Origin of the sequence: Ensifer aridi, from assembly GCF_002078505.1 — a bacterium.
Taxonomy (GTDB): Bacteria; Pseudomonadota; Alphaproteobacteria; order Rhizobiales; family Rhizobiaceae; genus Sinorhizobium; species Sinorhizobium aridi.
The window spans coordinates 51,061-68,880 of sequence record NZ_LUAV01000004.1; the positions used below are offsets into that span (position 1 = coordinate 51,061).

At 63.6% G+C, this 17,820-nt stretch carries 13 protein-coding genes; 9 read left to right on the forward strand and 4 right to left on the reverse strand.

The genetic code is table 11. The features are described from left to right. Positions 1-187: 187 nt before the first annotated feature. Positions 188-2,980 carry a bifunctional diguanylate cyclase/phosphodiesterase gene (locus tag AYK65_RS03910; RefSeq protein ID WP_081157945.1) on the forward strand — a complete coding sequence of 931 codons (2,793 nt, stop codon included), beginning with the start codon at positions 188-190 and terminating at the stop codon, positions 2,978-2,980. 367 nt (positions 2,981-3,347) lie between these two features. Here AYK65_RS03910 and groL read toward each other — a convergent pair whose 3' ends face one another. Both groL and groES read right to left on the reverse strand, forming a co-directional pair. Then, positions 3,348-4,985 (reverse strand): chaperonin GroEL, encoded by a 1,638-nt coding sequence (gene groL / locus AYK65_RS03915; protein WP_026613024.1) that lies wholly within the window; start codon positions 4,983-4,985, stop codon positions 3,348-3,350. A gap of 76 nt (positions 4,986-5,061) precedes the next feature. Continuing rightward, positions 5,062-5,358 (reverse strand): co-chaperone GroES, encoded by a 297-nt coding sequence (groES, locus tag AYK65_RS03920; RefSeq protein WP_026613023.1) that lies wholly within the window; start codon positions 5,356-5,358, stop codon positions 5,062-5,064. A 416-nt stretch (positions 5,359-5,774) separates the two neighbouring features. On the opposite strand from groES, the gene AYK65_RS03925 reads away from it, so the two are divergent. From AYK65_RS03925 to AYK65_RS03945, 5 genes are all read left to right on the forward strand, one after another. Beyond that, entirely contained in the window at positions 5,775-6,623 is an 849-nt protein-coding gene (locus AYK65_RS03925) for a TIGR01459 family HAD-type hydrolase (protein ID WP_081157946.1), read from the forward strand. Positions 6,624-6,636: 13 nt separating this feature from the next. Next, complete coding sequence (locus tag AYK65_RS03930) at positions 6,637-7,620, forward strand: bifunctional riboflavin kinase/FAD synthetase (RefSeq protein WP_026613021.1); 984 nt, start codon at positions 6,637-6,639, stop codon at positions 7,618-7,620. Between the two features lie 277 nt (positions 7,621-7,897). Further along, positions 7,898-10,807, forward strand: a complete 2,910-nt coding sequence (ileS, locus tag AYK65_RS03935; protein ID WP_046118497.1) for an isoleucine--tRNA ligase — start codon at positions 7,898-7,900, stop codon at positions 10,805-10,807. A 133-nt stretch (positions 10,808-10,940) separates the two neighbouring features. Beyond that, positions 10,941-11,561 carry a hypothetical protein gene (locus AYK65_RS03940; protein WP_026613019.1) on the forward strand — a complete coding sequence of 207 codons (621 nt, stop codon included), beginning with the start codon at positions 10,941-10,943 and terminating at the stop codon, positions 11,559-11,561. A 23-nt stretch (positions 11,562-11,584) separates the two neighbouring features. After that, the gene (locus tag AYK65_RS03945; protein ID WP_026613018.1) at positions 11,585-12,064 is read left to right on the forward strand and encodes a GNAT family N-acetyltransferase; all 480 of its coding nucleotides are present in this window, start codon (positions 11,585-11,587) and stop codon (positions 12,062-12,064) included. 3 nt (positions 12,065-12,067) lie between these two features. Here AYK65_RS03945 and AYK65_RS03950 read toward each other — a convergent pair whose 3' ends face one another. Further along, positions 12,068-12,517 (reverse strand): nucleoside deaminase, encoded by a 450-nt coding sequence (locus AYK65_RS03950; protein ID WP_026613017.1) that lies wholly within the window; start codon positions 12,515-12,517, stop codon positions 12,068-12,070. Between the two features lie 72 nt (positions 12,518-12,589). Here AYK65_RS03950 and AYK65_RS03955 point away from each other — a divergent pair, with 72 nt between their 5' ends. From AYK65_RS03955 to AYK65_RS03965, 3 genes are all read left to right on the forward strand, one after another. Then, positions 12,590-14,293: a pseudouridine synthase gene (locus AYK65_RS03955; protein WP_081157947.1), complete on the forward strand. Its 1,704-nt coding sequence runs from the start codon at positions 12,590-12,592 to the stop codon at positions 14,291-14,293. 6 nt (positions 14,294-14,299) lie between these two features. After that, entirely contained in the window at positions 14,300-14,860 is a 561-nt protein-coding gene (gene rsmD, locus AYK65_RS03960) for a 16S rRNA (guanine(966)-N(2))-methyltransferase RsmD (protein ID WP_026613015.1), read from the forward strand. Positions 14,861-15,016: 156 nt separating this feature from the next. Beyond that, the gene (locus tag AYK65_RS03965) at positions 15,017-15,901 is read left to right on the forward strand and encodes a patatin-like phospholipase family protein (protein ID WP_046118496.1); all 885 of its coding nucleotides are present in this window, start codon (positions 15,017-15,019) and stop codon (positions 15,899-15,901) included. A gap of 1 nt (position 15,902) precedes the next feature. Here the strand turns inward: AYK65_RS03965 and AYK65_RS03970 are convergent, their stop codons facing one another. Then, positions 15,903-17,762: a monovalent cation:proton antiporter-2 (CPA2) family protein gene (locus tag AYK65_RS03970; protein WP_026613013.1), complete on the reverse strand. Its 1,860-nt coding sequence runs from the start codon at positions 17,760-17,762 to the stop codon at positions 15,903-15,905. Positions 17,763-17,820: the final 58 nt, after the last annotated feature.

Sequence of the window (17,820 nt, forward strand, 5' to 3'; positions counted from 1 at the left end):
CGAATTGCGTCACCCGCGCACCATTCTGCGCTGCGGTTTCGCGATTCATTAACGCAAAAAGCACTGTTTCATCTCGAAACGGCGGCCCGGCGGTTATTTTCATCCTTCCTTAAACGACGCAGAGCCAACAGATAGAGGCCCAACGCGGTACGCGTGGCGGGCGGACTTTTTATGTGGGCGACCTGCGATGTTCAAGATCCTTTCGTGCCTCGTCGTGGAACATGATCTGCGCCTGGTTGCGCTGGCCGCGGTGATCTGCTTCCTGTCTAGCTATGGTGCCGTGACCCTGATTCAGCGTGCGCGTGCTTCCAAGGGCAGGCCGCAGGCGATCTGGGTAGCGGCCGCAGGTGCCGCCAGCGGTTTCGGTATCTGGGCCACGCATTTCATCGCCATGCTCGCATACGATCCGGGTGTCGTGCTCGGCTATCAGGCGAAGCTCACGACATTGTCGCTGGTCGTCGCGATCGTACTGACAACGTCGGCCCTGGCGGTCGCGACGCATGTGAGGGGGCGGGCCGCATGGCTGCTTGGCGGCCTGGTTCTAGGCGCCGGCGTAGCCTGCATGCATTTCCTGGGCATGGCCGCGCTTGAGGTGCCCGGAGCCATCCGCTGGGACACGGCGCTCGTTGCTGCGTCCATCCTGGTCGGCTCACTGTTCGACATAGGCGCGCTCCTCGCGATCGACCGCGGCGGTAGCGCGCTGAAATCCAAGCTGATCGCAACATCGGCGATGACGCTCGGCATCGTCGCGCTGCACTTCACCGCCATGGGCGCGGTAACTCTCGAGATCGACCGCGCCGCAGAGATTCGCGAAGGAATGATCGCGCCGCATCTTCTGGCCTTCGTCATCGCCGGAACGGCCTTCTTCCTTCTCTCCGCCGTGCTGATCGCCGCCGCTTTTGCGCGCCAGGCGGAAATCCTCGCGGCGGCCTCGGAGAAAGAGTTCGCGCGCTTTGTGCGCAGCGTCAAGGAGTACGCGATCTGCATGCTCGATGTGGACGGCCGCGTCGCAAGCTGGAACGCCGGCGCCGAGGCCAACAAAGGCTACACGGCCGAGGAAATCATCGGCAAGAACTTCGCCTGCTTCTATTCTCCTGAGGAGCAGGAGGCGAAGCTGCCGGAGCGCGCTTTGCGCATTGCCCTTGATGCCGGCAAATATGAAACCGAGGGCTGGCGCTACCGCAAGGACGGGACGCGGCTTTGGGCGCATGTCATCATCGATCCGCTCATCGACGATGACGGGCGACATGCGGGCTTCATCACGATCGTCAAGGACATCACCAAGCAGAAAGAAGACGCCGACCGCATCGCCGAGGTCACCAAGAATCTCGACATTGCGCTCGAGAACATGAGTCAGGGCATATGTCTCTTCGATCGTGCCGATCGGCTATTGATCTCGAACCGTCGTAGCCTCGAGATATTCGGTCTCCCCGAATCGCTCGCGGGCAAGGGACTGACCTTCCGCGAAGTTCTTGGGCGAATATCGGCCCGCAGCTATGCGGATCCGACTACGGCGGAAGCGAAAGTGCAGGAGGCCTATCAGAAGCACAGGCTCGACATCGTCGCGAAGGGCGGTGGGGACCTGATCGAGAAATTGCCGAACGGCCGCTCCATCCTCACGAAGCACCGGACGCTTCCCGATGGCGGTTGGGTTTCCACCTACGAGGATATCACCGAGCGGCTCGACTCGGAGGAGCAGATCTCCTTCCTCGCCCGTCACGACAGTCTGACGGGTCTACCCAACCGGCCGGAGTTCAATAGTTACCTGGACGAGGAGCTCGATGCGGCCGCCTGGTTCTCGCGCAAGGTGGCGGTCATCGGCATCGATCTCGACAAGTTCAAGGAAGTCAACGACCTGCATGGGCATGCGGCAGGCGATTTCGTGCTGGTCACGATCGCACAGCGGATGAAGGCGCTGCTTCAGGAAGGCGAGTTCGTCGCCCGCTTCGGCGGAGACGAGTTTGCCGCCGTCAAGCGCTTCGAGGAGCTCGCCGAACTCAACGATTTCCTACTGCGCCTCGAGAACTGCCTGCACGAGGAGATGCGCTTCGGCGATTTCGAACTGAAGTCGGGCGGCAGCATGGGCGTGGCGATCTATCCTGCGGACGCGGAGTCCGCCGACGCGCTGATCAACAACGCCGATCTCGCGATGTATCGCGCGAAGGCGGCGCTGAACCAGACGGTCTGCTTCTACGAAGTGTCCATGGACGAGGCGGCCCGCAGCCGCCGCGCGCTCGCCAATGATCTTTGGGACGCGGTGGAGAAGAACCAGCTCGCGCTGCACTATCAGGTTCAGAAATCGGTCACCACGGGTGATGTCACCGGCTACGAGGTGCTGCTGCGCTGGAAGCATCCGGAACGCGGCATGGTGTCGCCGAACGAGTTCATTCCGCTCGCCGAGGAGTGCGGCGCCATTCTGCCGATCGGCGAATGGGTATTGCGCGAAGCCTGCCGTGAAGCGGCCAGCTGGGACCACCACTTCAAGATCGCGGTGAACCTGTCGCCGGTGCAGCTTGCGAATGGCGACATCGTCAACCTCGTCCAGGCAATCCTCGTCGAAACGGGGCTCGACCCGAAGCGGCTCGAACTGGAGATCACCGAGTCGACGATTATCGACGACAAGGAGCGGGCGCTATTGACGCTTCGAGAGATCAAGGCGCTCGGCGTGACGATCGCCATCGACGATTTCGGCACCGGCTATTCGTCGTTAGAAACGCTTCGCTCGTTCCCGTTCGATAAGATCAAGCTCGACAAGAGCTTCATGTGGGAAGTCGAAGGAAGCCCGCAGGCCAAAGCAATCGTCCGCGCCATCCTTGCCCTCGGGCAGAGCCTCTCGGTCCCTGTCCTCGCGGAGGGTGTCGAGACGCAGAACCAACTCGAAATCCTGCAGGCGGAAGGCTGCGACGAGGCGCAGGGCTACCTACTTGGGCGGCCGGCGCCGATCGCCGCAGTGATCGGTGTCCGGACGCAGGCTGCCTGACGCAGAAGCTCCTTGACCTTCGGGGCCGTCGATCATGAATCGCGGAAAAAGCAAGATGTCGAATATGGAACCCGAATAGCGCTCCTCCAGCTCGCATGAGTCGCTCGTGAAGGAAACGGGCTGCCACAGTCCTGTTTCGATAATGATTGACGTGGAGAAACAGAAGGCGAGGAGGCTTCTTGGTGCCTGCTCGAAGAGCTCAAGCACGCCACTTCGATCGGCCGGGTCGTAGCAGCGAATGAAATTCGTAGCGCGGATCGTCTTTACTCGGCGGCTCCGATGGGCGCCTTGACGAACAGCAAAAAGGGCGGCCTTAAGGCCGCCCTTCCTGTCGGATGGAATCCGCTGTGCTAGGGCTTTCGCCCTATCACATCATGTCCATGCCGCCCATGCCGCCCATGCCGCCCGGCATTGCCGGAGCGTCCTTCTTCGGCAGCTCGGCGATCATGGCTTCGGTGGTGATGAGCAGCGAAGCAACCGAGGCTGCGTCCTGCAGAGCGGTGCGCACGACCTTGACCGGGTCGATGATGCCCATGGCGATCATGTCGCCATATTCGCCGGTCTGGGCGTTGTAGCCGAAGTCGTCGGTGTTCTTCTCGAGGATCTTGCCGACAACGATCGAAGCTTCGTCACCAGCGTTCTCGACGATCTGGCGGGCCGGAGCCTGCAGGGCGCGGCGAACGATGTTGACGCCGGCTTCCTGGTCGTCGTTTTCACCCTTTACGGTGATCTTGACGGAGGAGCGCAGCAGGGCGACGCCGCCGCCCGGCACGATGCCTTCCTGAACGGCAGCGCGCGTCGCATTGAGGGCGTCGTCGATGCGGTCCTTCTTTTCCTTCACTTCGACTTCCGTCGCGCCGCCGACGCGGATGACGGCAACGCCGCCAGCGAGCTTGGCAAGGCGCTCCTGCAGCTTCTCGCGGTCATAGTCGGAGGTGGTTTCTTCGATCTGGGCCTTGATCTGAGCGACGCGGCCTTCGATGTCGGCCTTCTGGCCGGCGCCGTCGACGATCGTCGTGTTTTCCTTGGAGATCGAGACCTTCTTCGCACGGCCGAGCATGTCGAGCGTGACGTTTTCGAGCTTGATGCCGAGATCTTCGGAGATCACCGTGCCGCCCGTCAGGATGGCGATGTCTTCGAGCATGGCCTTGCGGCGGTCGCCGAAGCCAGGAGCCTTGACGGCAGCGATCTTCAGGCCGCCACGCAGCTTGTTGACGACGAGCGTAGCAAGAGCTTCGCCTTCGACGTCTTCAGCGATGATGAGGAGCGGCTTGCCGGTCTGGACGACGGCTTCGAGAACCGGGAGCATGGCCTGGAGGTTCGAGAGCTTCTTCTCGTGCAGGAGAATGAAAGCGTCTTCGAGGTCGGCGACCATCTTTTCCGGGTTGGTGACGAAGTAGGGCGAGAGATAGCCGCGATCGAACTGCATGCCTTCGACGACTTCGAGTTCGGTCTCGGCGGTCTTGGCTTCTTCAACCGTGATGACGCCTTCGTTGCCGACCTTCTGCATCGCTTCAGCGATGTCGAGGCCGATCTGTTTCTCGCCGTTTGCGGAGATCGTACCGACCTGGGCAACTTCATCCGAGGTGTTGATCTTCTTGGCCTTGGCGAGGAGGTCCTTGACGACTTCGGCAACGGCGAGGTCGATGCCGCGCTTCAGGTCCATCGGGTTCATGCCGGCAGCAACGGCCTTTGCACCTTCGCGAACGATTGCCTGGGCAAGAACGGTCGCGGTCGTGGTACCGTCACCGGCGATGTCGTTGGTCTTCGAAGCGACTTCGCGGACCATCTGGGCGCCCATGTTCTCGAACTTGTCTTCGAGCTCGATCTCCTTGGCGACCGAAACGCCGTCCTTGGTGATGCGAGGAGCGCCGAAGGACTTGTCGATGACGACGTTACGACCCTTCGGGCCGAGCGTTACCTTGACTGCATCGGCGAGGATGTCGACGCCGCGCAGCATCTTTTCGCGCGCAGTACGGCCGAACTTGACTTCTTTAGCTGCCATGTTTGAAAGCTCCTGGTTTCGAAATTCCGGAACGTGCCCGGTTTCAAATTACGGAAGTTTGGAGGCTTGCCGGCGATCAGCCGATAATGCCCATGATGTCGGCTTCCTTCATGATCAGAAGGTCTTCGCCGTTGATCTTGACTTCGGTGCCGGACCACTTGCCGAACAGGATGCGGTCGCCAGCCTTGACGTCGAGCGGAACAACCTTGCCGCTTTCGTCACGGGCACCCGAACCGACAGCCACGATTTCGCCTTCCTGCGGCTTTTCCTTAGCGGTGTCCGGAATGATGATGCCGCCCTTGGTCTTTTCTTCAGACTCGACGCGGCGGACGACAACGCGGTCGTGCAGCGGACGGAAATTGGTGCTTGCCATTGTCTAATCCCTCGATCAAATGACAGTGCGGATCCTTGATAGACCCGGTGGATGGTTGTTAGCACTCATAAATTGCGAGTGCTAGCGCCGCCGAGATAAGGCCGGGTGCGGGAGGAGTCAAGGACAGGCCGCGAGAAATTTTCCCGATGCCAATCGTTGACAGCCTGGCCCGATCGTCCTCGACGTTCGCGACGATGACGACTTTCGCGGCCGCTCTATGATGCGCTTTGCCGTGGGACGCGTGATGCCACCCAGGAGAAACACGATTTGGTCTCCCACGGCGGGCAAGCGGAAGCGAATGTAAACGCTGAACCACCGAATCCTTGGGAAGGGCGGCGTTTTTCTCTGGGCGAGGCTTGTATTCTTGCCCCTTCCTTGCGATGTCAGCCGGAAAGCCGACTTTGCAGGAAGCCAGCATGGCCGTCAGGATCAACAGTTTTCGGGAAATCGCCGGTCGCTACGACGTGGTGCTTTGCGATGTCTGGGGCGTGCTTCACAACGGCGTCCAGGCCTTCGCATCCGCATGCGAGGCGCTTGCCGAGGCGCGCGCCCAAGGGCTGACGGTCGTCCTCATCACCAATTCGCCCCGGCCGCATCCAGGCGTCAAGGTGCAGATCCGCGGCCTCGGCGTTCCCGACGAAGCCTATGACCGTATCGTCACCTCCGGCGACGTGACGCGGGCACTGATCGCCGCGGCTGAGAAGCGTATCTTCTTTATCGGCGCCGATCGCGATCTGCCGTTGCTCGAAGGGCTCGGCACCGAGATCGTCTCCGCCGATGACGCCGAGACGATCGTATGTGCCGGGTTCTACGACGACGAGACCGAGACGCCCGAGCATTATCGCGCGACGCTGACGGGGCTCGCCAAACGCAAGATACCCTTCATCTGCGCCAATCCCGATCTCGTCGTGGAGCGCGGCCACCGATTGATCCCCTGCGCCGGCGCGATCGCCAAGCTTTACGAAGACCTCGGCGGTGAGGCCCGCATCGCCGGCAAGCCCTACATCGCCATCTATCGAGCCGCCCTTGCGGAGGCGAAGGCGGCGAGGGGCGCTTTCGATCTTTCGCGCGTCGTCGCCATCGGCGACGGCATGCCGACGGATGTCAAGGGTGCGCAGGATGCGGGCTTCGATCTGCTCTATGTCAGCGCGGGCATTCACGCGCAGGAATACATGCATGAAAGCCGCACCGACGAAGCCAAGCTCGCCGCTTTTTTGAGGCAGAACGGGGCCACGCCGAAGTGGTGGATGCCGCGGCTCGGCTGACGGGAAGACGGAGATGACGGTCTTTCATCGCAACGAAACCCGTGATCCGCTTCCGGAGCGCCTCCATGGCGGCGTGATCGCGATCGGCAATTTCGACGGCGTCCACCGTGGCCACCAGTCGGTGCTGAACCGTGCGCTCGAGGTGGCGAAAGGCCGCGGCGTTCCCGCGCTAGTTCTCACCTTCGAGCCGCATCCGCGCACGGTCTTCCGGCCGGACCAGCCCGTGTTCCGGCTGACGCCGGCGCCGCTGAAGGCCCGCATCCTCGAAGGCATGGGGTTCGGCGCCGTCATTGAGTATCCCTTCGACCGGACTTTCTCTGAGCTCTCTGCCTCCGATTTCATTCACCGCATCCTGCGCGAGTGGCTACACGCCTCCCATGTCGTCACCGGTTTCGACTTCCATTTCGGCAAGGGGCGGGAAGGTGGACCGGCCTTCCTGATGGCGGCCGGCGAACGGGAGGGCTTTGGCGTGACCCTCGTGGATGCGTTCCGCGACGAGAACGCCGCGGTGATCTCCTCCAGCGTCATTCGCTCTTTGCTTGCCGAAGGCGACGTTTCCCATGCGGCGGGCCTGCTCGGCTATCGCTACACGGTCGAAGCAGAGGTGATCGGCGGCAAGAAGCTCGGTCGCACGCTCGGCTATCCGACGGCGAACATGCGCCTGCCGCCTGAGGCGGAGCTCAAGAGCGGCATCTATGCTGTGCGGTTCCGCCGGGGGGACGGATCGCTCCATGATGGCGTCGCGAGCTTCGGCCGCCGTCCGACCGTCGACAGCGACGGCGAGGCTCTGCTCGAAACCTTCGTCTTCGACTTTTCCGGCGATCTCTACGGCGAGGTTTGCGCGGTGTCCTTCTTCGGCCATCTGCGCGACGAGCTGAAATTCGACGGGCTGGAACCGCTGATGGTCCAGATGAAAGAGGATGAGAAGGAGGCGCGCGCGCTTCTTTCCGGCGTTCAGCCGCTGAGCGAGATCGACCGCAGGATCAATTTCGCCTGACGGAGCCGGCAGAACGCCACGTTCGCAGCCAAAGAATTCGGGCACGCGAAGCTCGCGGACCTTTTCAAAAGGCCGAAAACGCCTTAAAGAACCGGCCACTATGACCCGGCACCGTCGATTGATCGTCGATCAGCGAATTATTGGCCCGGCTTTCCGTGCGCGCTAGGCCGCGCCGGAAGGTCCGGGATTTCGGCGTTTCGCGCCCCCAGCCATCTTCAAGAGACCGATTCTTCCGCATGCGTGACGATCCCGCGCGGAAAAGGCGAATGCAAAGACCATGACAGAGACCGCTGAAAAGATCGATTATTCCTCCACTCTCTATTTGCCGCAAACGGAGTTTCCGATGCGCGCCGGCCTGCCGCAGAAGGAGCCGGAAATCGTCGCCCGTTGGCAGAAGATGGACCTTTACAAGAAGCTGCGCGCCTCGGCTGCCGGGCGCGAGAAATTCGTGCTGCACGACGGCCCGCCCTACGCCAACGGCAACATCCATATCGGCCACGCGCTGAACAAGATCCTGAAGGACGTGATCAACCGCTCCTTCCAGATGCGCGGCTACGACGCCAACTACGTTCCGGGCTGGGACTGCCACGGCCTGCCGATCGAATGGAAGATCGAGGAGAAATACCGCGAGAAGGGCCGGAACAAGGATGACGTTCCGGTCAACGAGTTCCGCAAGGAGTGCCGCGACTTCGCCAGCGGCTGGATCGAGGTGCAGACGGAGGAGTTCAAGCGCCTCGGAATCGAAGGCGACTTCGAAAAGCCGTATACGACGATGAACTTCCATGCGGAAGCACGCATTGCCGGCGAGCTGATGAAGATCGCCAAGGCCGGCCAGCTCTATCGCGGTTCGAAGCCGGTCATGTGGTCGGTCGTCGAGCGCACGGCGCTGGCCGAGGCCGAAGTCGAATATGCCGATGTCGAAAGCGACATGATCTGGGTGAAGTTCCCGGTAACCGAAGGGCCGGACGCGCTCGCCGGCGCCTTCGTCGTCATCTGGACGACGACGCCCTGGACGATCCCCGGCAACCGCGCGATCGCATATTCGTCGCGCTATGCCTACGGCCTCTACGAGGTAGCGACGGCAGAGAACGACTATGGCCCGCAGCCCGGTGAAAAGCTGATCTTCGCCAAGCGGCTCGCCGACGAATCGGCCGCCAAGGCGAAGGTCACGTTCAAATTCGTCCGCGACATCGAGGCGGGCGAGCTGGCGGCGGTCATCTGCGCCCATCCGCTGCACGGCCTCGGCGGCGGCTACGCTTTCAAGGTGCCGCTGCTCGACGGAGACCATGTGACCGACGATGCGGGTACCGGCTTCGTGCACACCGCACCCGGCCATGGCCGCGAGGACTTCGAGGCCTGGATGGACAGTGCCCGGGCACTCGAAGCGCGGGGCATCTCCTCCGCGATCCCTTTTACCGTGGATGATGCCGGTTATTTCACGGCTGAGGCGCACGGTTTCGGTCCCGATGCGGAAGGCGGCGCCGGCCGTGTTATCGACGACAAGGGCAAGAAGGGCGATGCCAATGATCGCGTGATCAAGGCGCTGATCGCCCGCCACGCGCTTTTCGCCCGCGGCCGGCTGAAGCATTCCTATCCGCATTCCTGGCGGTCGAAGAAGCCGGTGATCTTCCGCAACACGCCGCAATGGTTCGTCTATATGGACAAGGACTTCGGCGACGGCACGACGTTGCGCTCCCGCGCGCTTAATGCGATCGATGGAACCCGCTTCGTGCCCGGCGCCGGCCAGAACCGTTTGCGGGCGATGATTGAGCAGCGTCCCGACTGGGTACTGTCACGCCAGCGCGCCTGGGGCGTGCCGATCGCGATCTTCGCTGACGACCACGGCGAGATCCTCGTCGACGAAGAGGTCAATGCCCGCATTCTCGACGCCTTCGAAAGCGAAGGGGCGGACGCCTGGTTCGCGGAAGGTGCCAAGGAACGCTTCCTCGGAAACGACCACGACCATGCCCGCTGGAACCAGGTCATGGACATCCTCGACGTTTGGTTCGATTCCGGCTCGACTCATACCTTCACGCTCGAAGACCGTCCGGACCTGAAATGGCCGGCGGACGTCTATCTCGAGGGTTCCGACCAGCATCGCGGCTGGTTCCATTCCTCGCTGCTTGAAAGCTGCGCGACGCACGGCCGCGCACCTTATAACGCCGTCATCACTCATGGTTTCACCATGGATGAGAAGGGCGAGAAAATGTCGAAGTCGAAGGGCAACACCGTCACACCGCAAGAGGTGATGAAGGATGCCGGCGCCGACATCCTGCGGCTCTGGGTGATGACGACGGACTATTGGGAAGACCAGCGCCTCGGCAAGACCATCATCCAGACGAACATCGACGCCTATCGCAAGCTCAGGAACACGGTCCGCTGGATGCTCGGCACGCTGGCGCACGACAAGGGCGAGACGATCGCATTTGCCGACATGCCGGAACTCGAGCGGCTGATGCTGCACCGCCTCGCCGAACTCGACCGGCTGGTGCGCGAAGGCTACGACGCCTTCGACTTCAAGCGGATCGCGCGCGCCCTCATCGATTTCTCCAATGTCGAACTGTCGGCCTTCTATTTCGACGTCCGCAAGGACGCGCTCTACTGCGATGCGCCGTCGTCGCTGCGCCGCCGCGCAGCGCTGCAGGTCATCCGCACCCTGTTCGATTGCCTGGTGACCTGGCTCGCGCCGATGCTGCCCTTCACCGCCGAGGAAGCCTGGCTTTCCCGCAACCCCGAGGCCGTATCTGTGCATCTTGAACAGTTCCCGCTCGTGCCCGCGGAATGGCGCGACGACGCCCTCGCCGAGAAGTGGCGGAAGATTCGCGAAGTCCGCAAGGTGGTGACCGGCGCGCTCGAAATCGAACGCAAGGACAAGCGCATCGGCTCCTCACTCGAGTCCGCTCCGATCGTCCATATCACCGATCCGGAACTGCGCCGGGCGCTTCACGGTCAGGACTTCGCCGAGATCTGCATCACCTCGGCCATCGAGATCGACGGCAGCGAAGGGCCGGCCGGCGCCTTCACCTTGCCGGAGGTCGCGAAGGTGAGCGTCGTGCCGAAGCTGGCGGAGGGCCGCAAATGCGCCCGCTCCTGGCGAATCACCAAGGATGTTGGCTCTGATCCGCTCTATCCGGATGTATCGGCGCGCGACGCCGCTGCGTTGAGGGAGCTCGGCTTCAAGCCCTGACGGGACGTTTTACCGGGTGAATTGCGCTTGAGGCGTTCATCCGGTACAACCTGCCCGAAATTTGGCGGAATTTTCCGCCAAGGGGCGCTTGAGTGGCCGCGGCAGGCGAGGTGCGGTCGGCTGGAAGGAATTCATGGATATGACGCGAGAGATGCGAGTGTTTGCCGGCATTGCCGTTGTCGTGGCGGGCAGCCTGATGCTTTCCGGCTGCGTCGGCGGCCCCACCTACGGCACCGATAAGACGGCGGGCGAACAGTTGCTCGATGACCTCGGCAGCGCCGTCAGCCTCGCTCCGCCGAAGACGGCTCCTACCAAGTACCAGCCGCGTGCACCTCTCGTGCTGCCGCCGAAAGAGCAGCAGGCCGCGCTGATTGAGCCCCAGAAGTCGCTCGCGAGCCGCGAAGCCAATCCGGCTTGGGTCGAGTCGCCCGAAGAAGTCCGCCAGCGCCTGCGCGAAGAGGCCGACGCCAACAAGAACAACCCCAATTACGTCTCGCCGCTCGCCAAGGCGAACGCCAACGGCCGCCGGCTTTCCGCCAAGGAACAGCAGGAGGCCTATCGCGAGGCCCGCAAGATCGAACAGGGCGCCTATTCCGACAAGCGCCGCTTCCTGAGCGACCCGCCGCTCGAGTATCGCCGCCTGCCCGAAGGCGCTGAAACGGATCTCGGCGAGCCGGAAAAGGACAAGGAGCGCCGCCGCAAGAAGGAAGCGCAGGTCGCAAACAGCGGCAGCAAGTGGTACTGGCCGTTCTAGACGAGCTAGGTCGGAACTCAAGCATGGCAATCAGCATTCGCGATGCGGTTCCGGGTGACGCCGAGACGATCCTGCGTTTCATCACGGAACTCGCCACCTATGAAAAGGCCGCCCACGAGGTGGAGGCGACGGTCGAGCGTTTGCGCGGATCACTCTTCGGAACCGATGCGGTCGCACATGCCGTCATCTGCGAGGCCGACGGCAAGCCTGCCGGCTTTGCCATCTGGTTCTACAGCTATTCCACCTGGCAGGCGCGCAAGGGTCTTTATCTGGAGGACCTTTATGTCTCGCCGGAGTATCGCGGCTCGGGCGCCGGCAAGGCGCTCCTGAAGCATCTGGCGCGGATCGCCATCGCCGAAGACTGCGGCCGCTTCGAGTGGAGCGTGCTCGACTGGAACGAACCTGCCATTCGCGTCTACGAGGCGGTCGGCGCGGAGCCGATGTCCGAATGGAAGCGCTACCGGCTCGCCGGTGAGGCGCTCGCGGCGCTTGCGGCGGACTGAGCTTCACCGCCGCGCAGCAAAGAATTCCCGAAGAATATCCGCTGCTTCCTGCTCCGCGAGGCCGGAATAGACATCCGGCACATGATGGCAGGTGGGCGAGGCGTAGAACCTGACCCCATTATCGACGGCGCCGCCCTTCGGATCCTCCGCGCCATAATAGAGGCGGCGGATGCGGGCGAATGAGATCGCGGCCGCGCACATGGTGCAGGGTTCGAGCGTGACATAGAGATCGGCCCCCGAAAGCCGCTCGTCGCCGACAGCGGCCGCGGCCCGACGGATCACCTCGATCTCGGCGTGGGCGGTGACGTCGTTCAGTTCGCGCGTGCGGTTTCCGGCGGCAGCGATGATCTGGCCGTCGAGCACGAGGACCGCGCCGATCGGCACCTCGCCACGTGCCGCCGCCTTCCGGGCCTCTTGAAGGGCCGCATCCATGAAGCGCGCCGTTTCCGCCATAACTCGTTCAATATTTCTCTTAACCCACGGCCTTCGACCTGATAGGACAGCCGCAAAAGGCAGGCAACACAAATGACATCGAAAGACAAGCCCACGAAGCCCGGCGGCAAGCCGAGAAGCCGGGACAAGAAACCTCATGCGGGAGGCGAGAGCCGCTCCGCTGCGCCTGCCGTTGGGCCGGACGAGCCGCAGCGCATCTCGAAGATCTTGTCGCGCGCGGGCGTTGCATCGCGCCGCGATGTCGAGCGCATGATCATGGAAGGCCGGGTCAAGCTCAATGGAGTCGTGCTCGATACGCCGGTCGTAAATGCGACGCTGGCCGATCACATCGAGGTTGACGGACATCCGATCCGCGGCATCGAGCGCACGCGCCTCTGGCTCTATCACAAGCCGGCGGGCCTCGTCACGACCAATGCCGATCCGGAAGGCCGTCCGACGGTTTTCGAGAACCTGCCCGACGATCTGCCGCGCGTGCTTTCGGTCGGTCGGCTCGACATCAACACCGAGGGCCTGCTTCTGCTCACGAACGACGGTGGGCTTGCCCGCGTGCTCGAACTGCCGTCGACCGGTTGGTTGCGCCGCTATCGCGTTCGGGCGCATGGCGATATTGACCAGGCCGCGCTCGACCGGTTGAAGGAAGGCATCGCCGTCGACGGCGTTCTCTATGGCGCGATCGAGGCGACCCTCGATCGGGTCCAGGGCTCGAATGTGTGGATCACCATGGGTCTGCGCGAAGGCAAGAACCGCGAGATCAAGAACGTGCTTGGCGCCCTCGGGCTCGACGTGAACCGGCTGATCCGCATCTCCTACGGGCCCTTCCAACTCGGCGAACTACCGATTGGCCACGTTCAGGAAATCCGCGGCCGTACGCTGAGAGAACAGCTTGGCCCCCGATTGATCGCCGACGCCAAGGCGAATTTCGACGCGCCGATCTATAACGATCAGCCGGCTGCGGCCGAAGCCGAGCCGCCTGCTGCCGCCACGCCCGATCACGGCAAGGCGGAACGCGGCGGGTGGCGCGAAAAGCCGGAGGACAAGCGCGCGCGTGCCCTTGCCCGCCTCGACACGCGCCGCGACGATGGCCGCGACCACGAGCGTGGCAGCCGTAGCCGTGGGAAAGCGGAAGACCGGCCGGCGCGGCCGCCGGTGCGGCGAAGCCGCGCCTCGAACGTCTGGATGGCGCCGGGCGCGCGGCCCGTCGTCGAGAAGAAGGCGAAAGCGGCGGACGATGCCACGTCGAAGCCTGTTCGCGGCAAGGGCGCTGAGACGAAGCGGGCTCCCCGCGCCGCATCCGATGTCTCTCGGAAGGCCGCAGCCGCGCCTGGTGCGGAGGCGAAAGGCCGGACGAAGAAGCCTGGACGTCGCAAGGACGAGTCCGCCGGCGGTTTCGATCGGCGCCGGCCGCTCGATGCCGCAGAACGGAAATCACGCGATCACGGCGATCGCCCACCGCGCCGCGAGGTCGGCGAGCGCCCGCGCGGTGAGCGCGCTGCGCGTCCAAAAGGCGAAGGTCGCGCATTCTCCGCCAAGGCAGGGGAAAGCCGCAAGGATGCGGCACGCCCTCAGCGCCGTGGCGACGAGGCTCGGCCCTCTCACGACCGGCCGCGTGCGAAGCCCGCCGGCGCCAAACCGTCTGGGGCGAAATCGTCCGCCCCGCGCTCGTCCGGTCCCCGTGACGGCAAACCCAAGGGCGGCAAACCCGGGGATGGCAAACCTCGTGGCGGCAAACCTGGCGGTCGCAGCGGTGGCGGCAGGCCGCGAGGGAAGGGGAAGTAATCGGCCGTGCGTATCGTCGGCGGAGAGTTTCGTGGTCGCGCGCTCGCCACACCCAAATCCAACGACATCCGGCCGACCACTGACCGGACGCGCGAGAGCCTTTTCAACATCCTGAGCCATAGCTATCCCGAGGCGCTTGACGGCACTCGGGTACTCGATCTTTTTGCCGGCACGGGTGCCGTCGGGCTCGAGGCCTTGTCGCGCGGCTGCCGACAGGTGCTCTTCGTCGAACAGGGCGTCGAGGCCCGCGGTCTGCTCCGCGTCAATATCGAAACGCTCGGCCTCCAGGGGCGGGCCAAGATCTTTCGCCGCGACGCGACCGATCTCGGCCCGATCGGCACGATGGAGCCGTTTCATCTGGTCTTCGCAGACCCGCCCTACGCCCAGGGCCTTGGCGAACGGGCGTTGGAGGCGGCGGCCACCGGCGGATGGCTCGTGCCCGGCGCCCTGGCGATCCTGGAGGAGCGCGCCGACATACGGCCGCAACTCTCCGCTGCGTTCGAGCCGCTCGACGTGCGCGCATTCGGCGACACGAAAATGCACTTCTACCGATTTCGTGGCGCCTGAACTACCTTACAGCGCCGTGCGCCTTCAGACGCACAAGGCAAGCTGTGGCACTCCTTAAATCGGCTAGGATTTAAGGAAACATGCAGTAGGGTAAAGGTCTGCGACCTCTGCGCGCATTTGTTCTTCCGCCAAGGCGCAAACGGAACGGAGCAGATAATGGAGCAGAACGTATCCCCGCGGCGCGATCTGCCGGAGACGAAAGGCGGGCCGACGATCGCGCTCGCGCTCGGCGGCGGCGGCGCGCGGGGTCTTGCCCACATCCATGTCATCGATGCGCTGGACGAGATGGGTGTCCGGCCCGCGGCGATCGCCGGCTCGTCGATCGGGGCGCTGATGGGCGCTGGCATGGCCGCCGGCATGAGCGGCAAGGAAATCCGCGACCACGTGTTGGCAACCGTCGGCCACCGCGGCGAAGTGCTAAACCGCCTCTGGCAGTTACGGCCGGCCAGCCTGTCGGAGGCCGTCGCAAGCGGCCTCCGCTTCGGCCAGTTCAACATCGAGCGGGTACTGACAGCATTTCTGCCCGAAGCTGTTCCAGCCCGTTTTTCCGAGCTTCCTATTCCGCTCAAGGTCGTCGTCACCGACTATTACGGGCAGACGGAACGCGTCTGCGAGAGCGGCGATCTCCACAAGGCGCTCGCGGCCTCCTGCGCCTTGCCGGCGCTTTTCACGCCGGTGAAGATCGATGGCCGTGTGATGATAGACGGCGGGATCTACAACCCGATCCCCTTCGACCATCTGCGGGATGCGGCGGATATCGTCATTGCCGTTGACGTCGTCGGCGGTCCGGACGGCGACGGCAGGACGATCCCGAGCCGCATCGACAGCCTGTTCGGGGCAAGCCAGCTCATGATGCAGTCGATCATTGCCATGAAGATGAAGGCCGGCGCACCGGATATCCTGCTGCGGCCCGATGTCGGCCGCTACCGCGTGCTCGACTTCCTGCGGGCCAAGGAGTTGCTTGCCGCCACGCATGAGACAAAGGAGCAGGTGAAGCGCGCGCTGTCGGAGCGTATTGGAGCGTGGGAGGAGAAGCCGTAGCTCACTCCGCCTTCGCCAGCGTTTCGTCTCCTTGCGGTTGGTCGTCGGCGGGAAGGGTCGGCAGGATTCGCTCCTCCGTTTCGGCCGCGTGGTTCACGTCGCGCTTCGGCTTGACCAGCGGCTCCGGTCGGACCGGTCTCGAATGCAGCATGTGGCGGCCGGCCGTGATGCCTTCAGCTTCCTGCAGCACCAGCCGCGCCTCGTCGCGACGGCGAATGTCGTCCATGATCGCGATCGCTTCGTCGCCGTTCACGCCCAGCGTCTCGAGCGTCTTGCGGCCGAAGAGCAGGCCGGATTCGAACGTCTCGCGCAGCTCGTAGTCAACGCCGAGCGCACGCAGCTCGAGCGTGTGCAGGCGGTCGTAGGAGCGCGCGAAGATGCGGGCGTTCGGATATTCCGCCTTGACGAGACTGATGATCCTGTCCGTGATTTCCTTCTTCTGCGTGCAGACGGCGACGATCTTTGCCCGTTCGATGCCGGCCGCCCTCAAAACGTCGAGCCGGGTGCCGTCGCCGAAATAGATGCGGAAGCCGAAGGTTGCCGCCTGGCGCACACGCGCGGCGGAGTGGTCGATGATCGTCACGTCGCGGCCGCCGGCAAGCAGGATCTGCGCCGCGATCTGGGCGAAACGGGAAAAACCGATCATCAGCACGTCGGCACCGGCCCCCTCGAAGTCCTCGTCCAGTTCCTCGGCCATTTCGTCCTGCTCGTGCATGAGCCGTTTCGAAAGCATCGCCGCGACGGGCGTCAGCGCCATCGAGAGCGTGACGATGGCAACGAGCAGTGAGGAAGTGCCTTGCGAGAAGACCCCGGCCGCGGCCGCAGCGGTGAAGAGCACGAAGCCGAATTCACCACCTTGGGGCAGAAGCAGGCCGATCCGCAGCGCATCATTGTGGGGCGAACCTGTCACCCGGCAGAGCCCGTAGAGAACAAGGCTCTTGACCGCCATCAGCACTGGCACCGCGATGATGATCTGGAGAAGGTTCTCCGCAACGACGTCGAGCTCCAGCGACAGGCCGACCGCCATGAAGAACAGCGCCTGAAGGATACCGCGGAAAGGCTCGATATCCGCCTCGAGCTCGTGGCGGTAGGAGGATTCCGCGAGCAATACGCCGGCAAGAAAGGCGCCCATCGCCATGGAAAGGCCCGCAAGCTGCATCATCGTCGCCGCGCCCATGACGACGAGCAGCGCGGCCGCGATCATGACGTCGCGTGCCCCCGTGCGCGCGATCACCTGGAAGAGAGGATTGAGCAGATAGCGACCCGCAGCGAACAGCGCCGCGACGGCGGTAACCGCGATCGCGAAATCCTCGAGAGGCGTCGTCGTGTCTTCCGGCGCCTGCGCCGCCATCAGCGGAATAAGGGCGAGCAGGGGAACGATCGCCAGATCCTGCAGCAGGAGGATGGAGAAGGCGCGCTGGCCGTAGCGCGTGTTGGTATCGTTGTTCTCATCGAGAATCTGCATGGCGAAGGCAGTGGAGGAGAGCGCCAGGCCGAAGCCGGCGATGATGCTTCCGGCCCCTCCGAGAAGACCGCTGGATGTAATCAGGAACGACAGAACGAGGCCGGTGAAGACCACCTGCGCAGTGCCGAGCCCGAAGATATCCCGCCGCATCTGCCACAGCCGCGACGGCTTCAACTCCAGACCGATGATGAACAGCAGGAAGACGACGCCAAGTTCCGACACATGCAGAATCTCCTCGCCCTCGGTGATCCGTTGGGCGACCGGGCCGATCAATATGCCGGCTGCGAGATAGCCGAGAATGGTGCCGAGCCCCAGGCGCTTGAACAGCGGTGCTGCGACCACGGCGCCGCCAAGCAGCATAAGCGCCTGGGTATAGAGGATCGGTGTCGTTTCCATGCTCGCGCTTTCATTCAACGGCCGGCGGCGCCACACGATGGCCGCTCGGCTGACTATC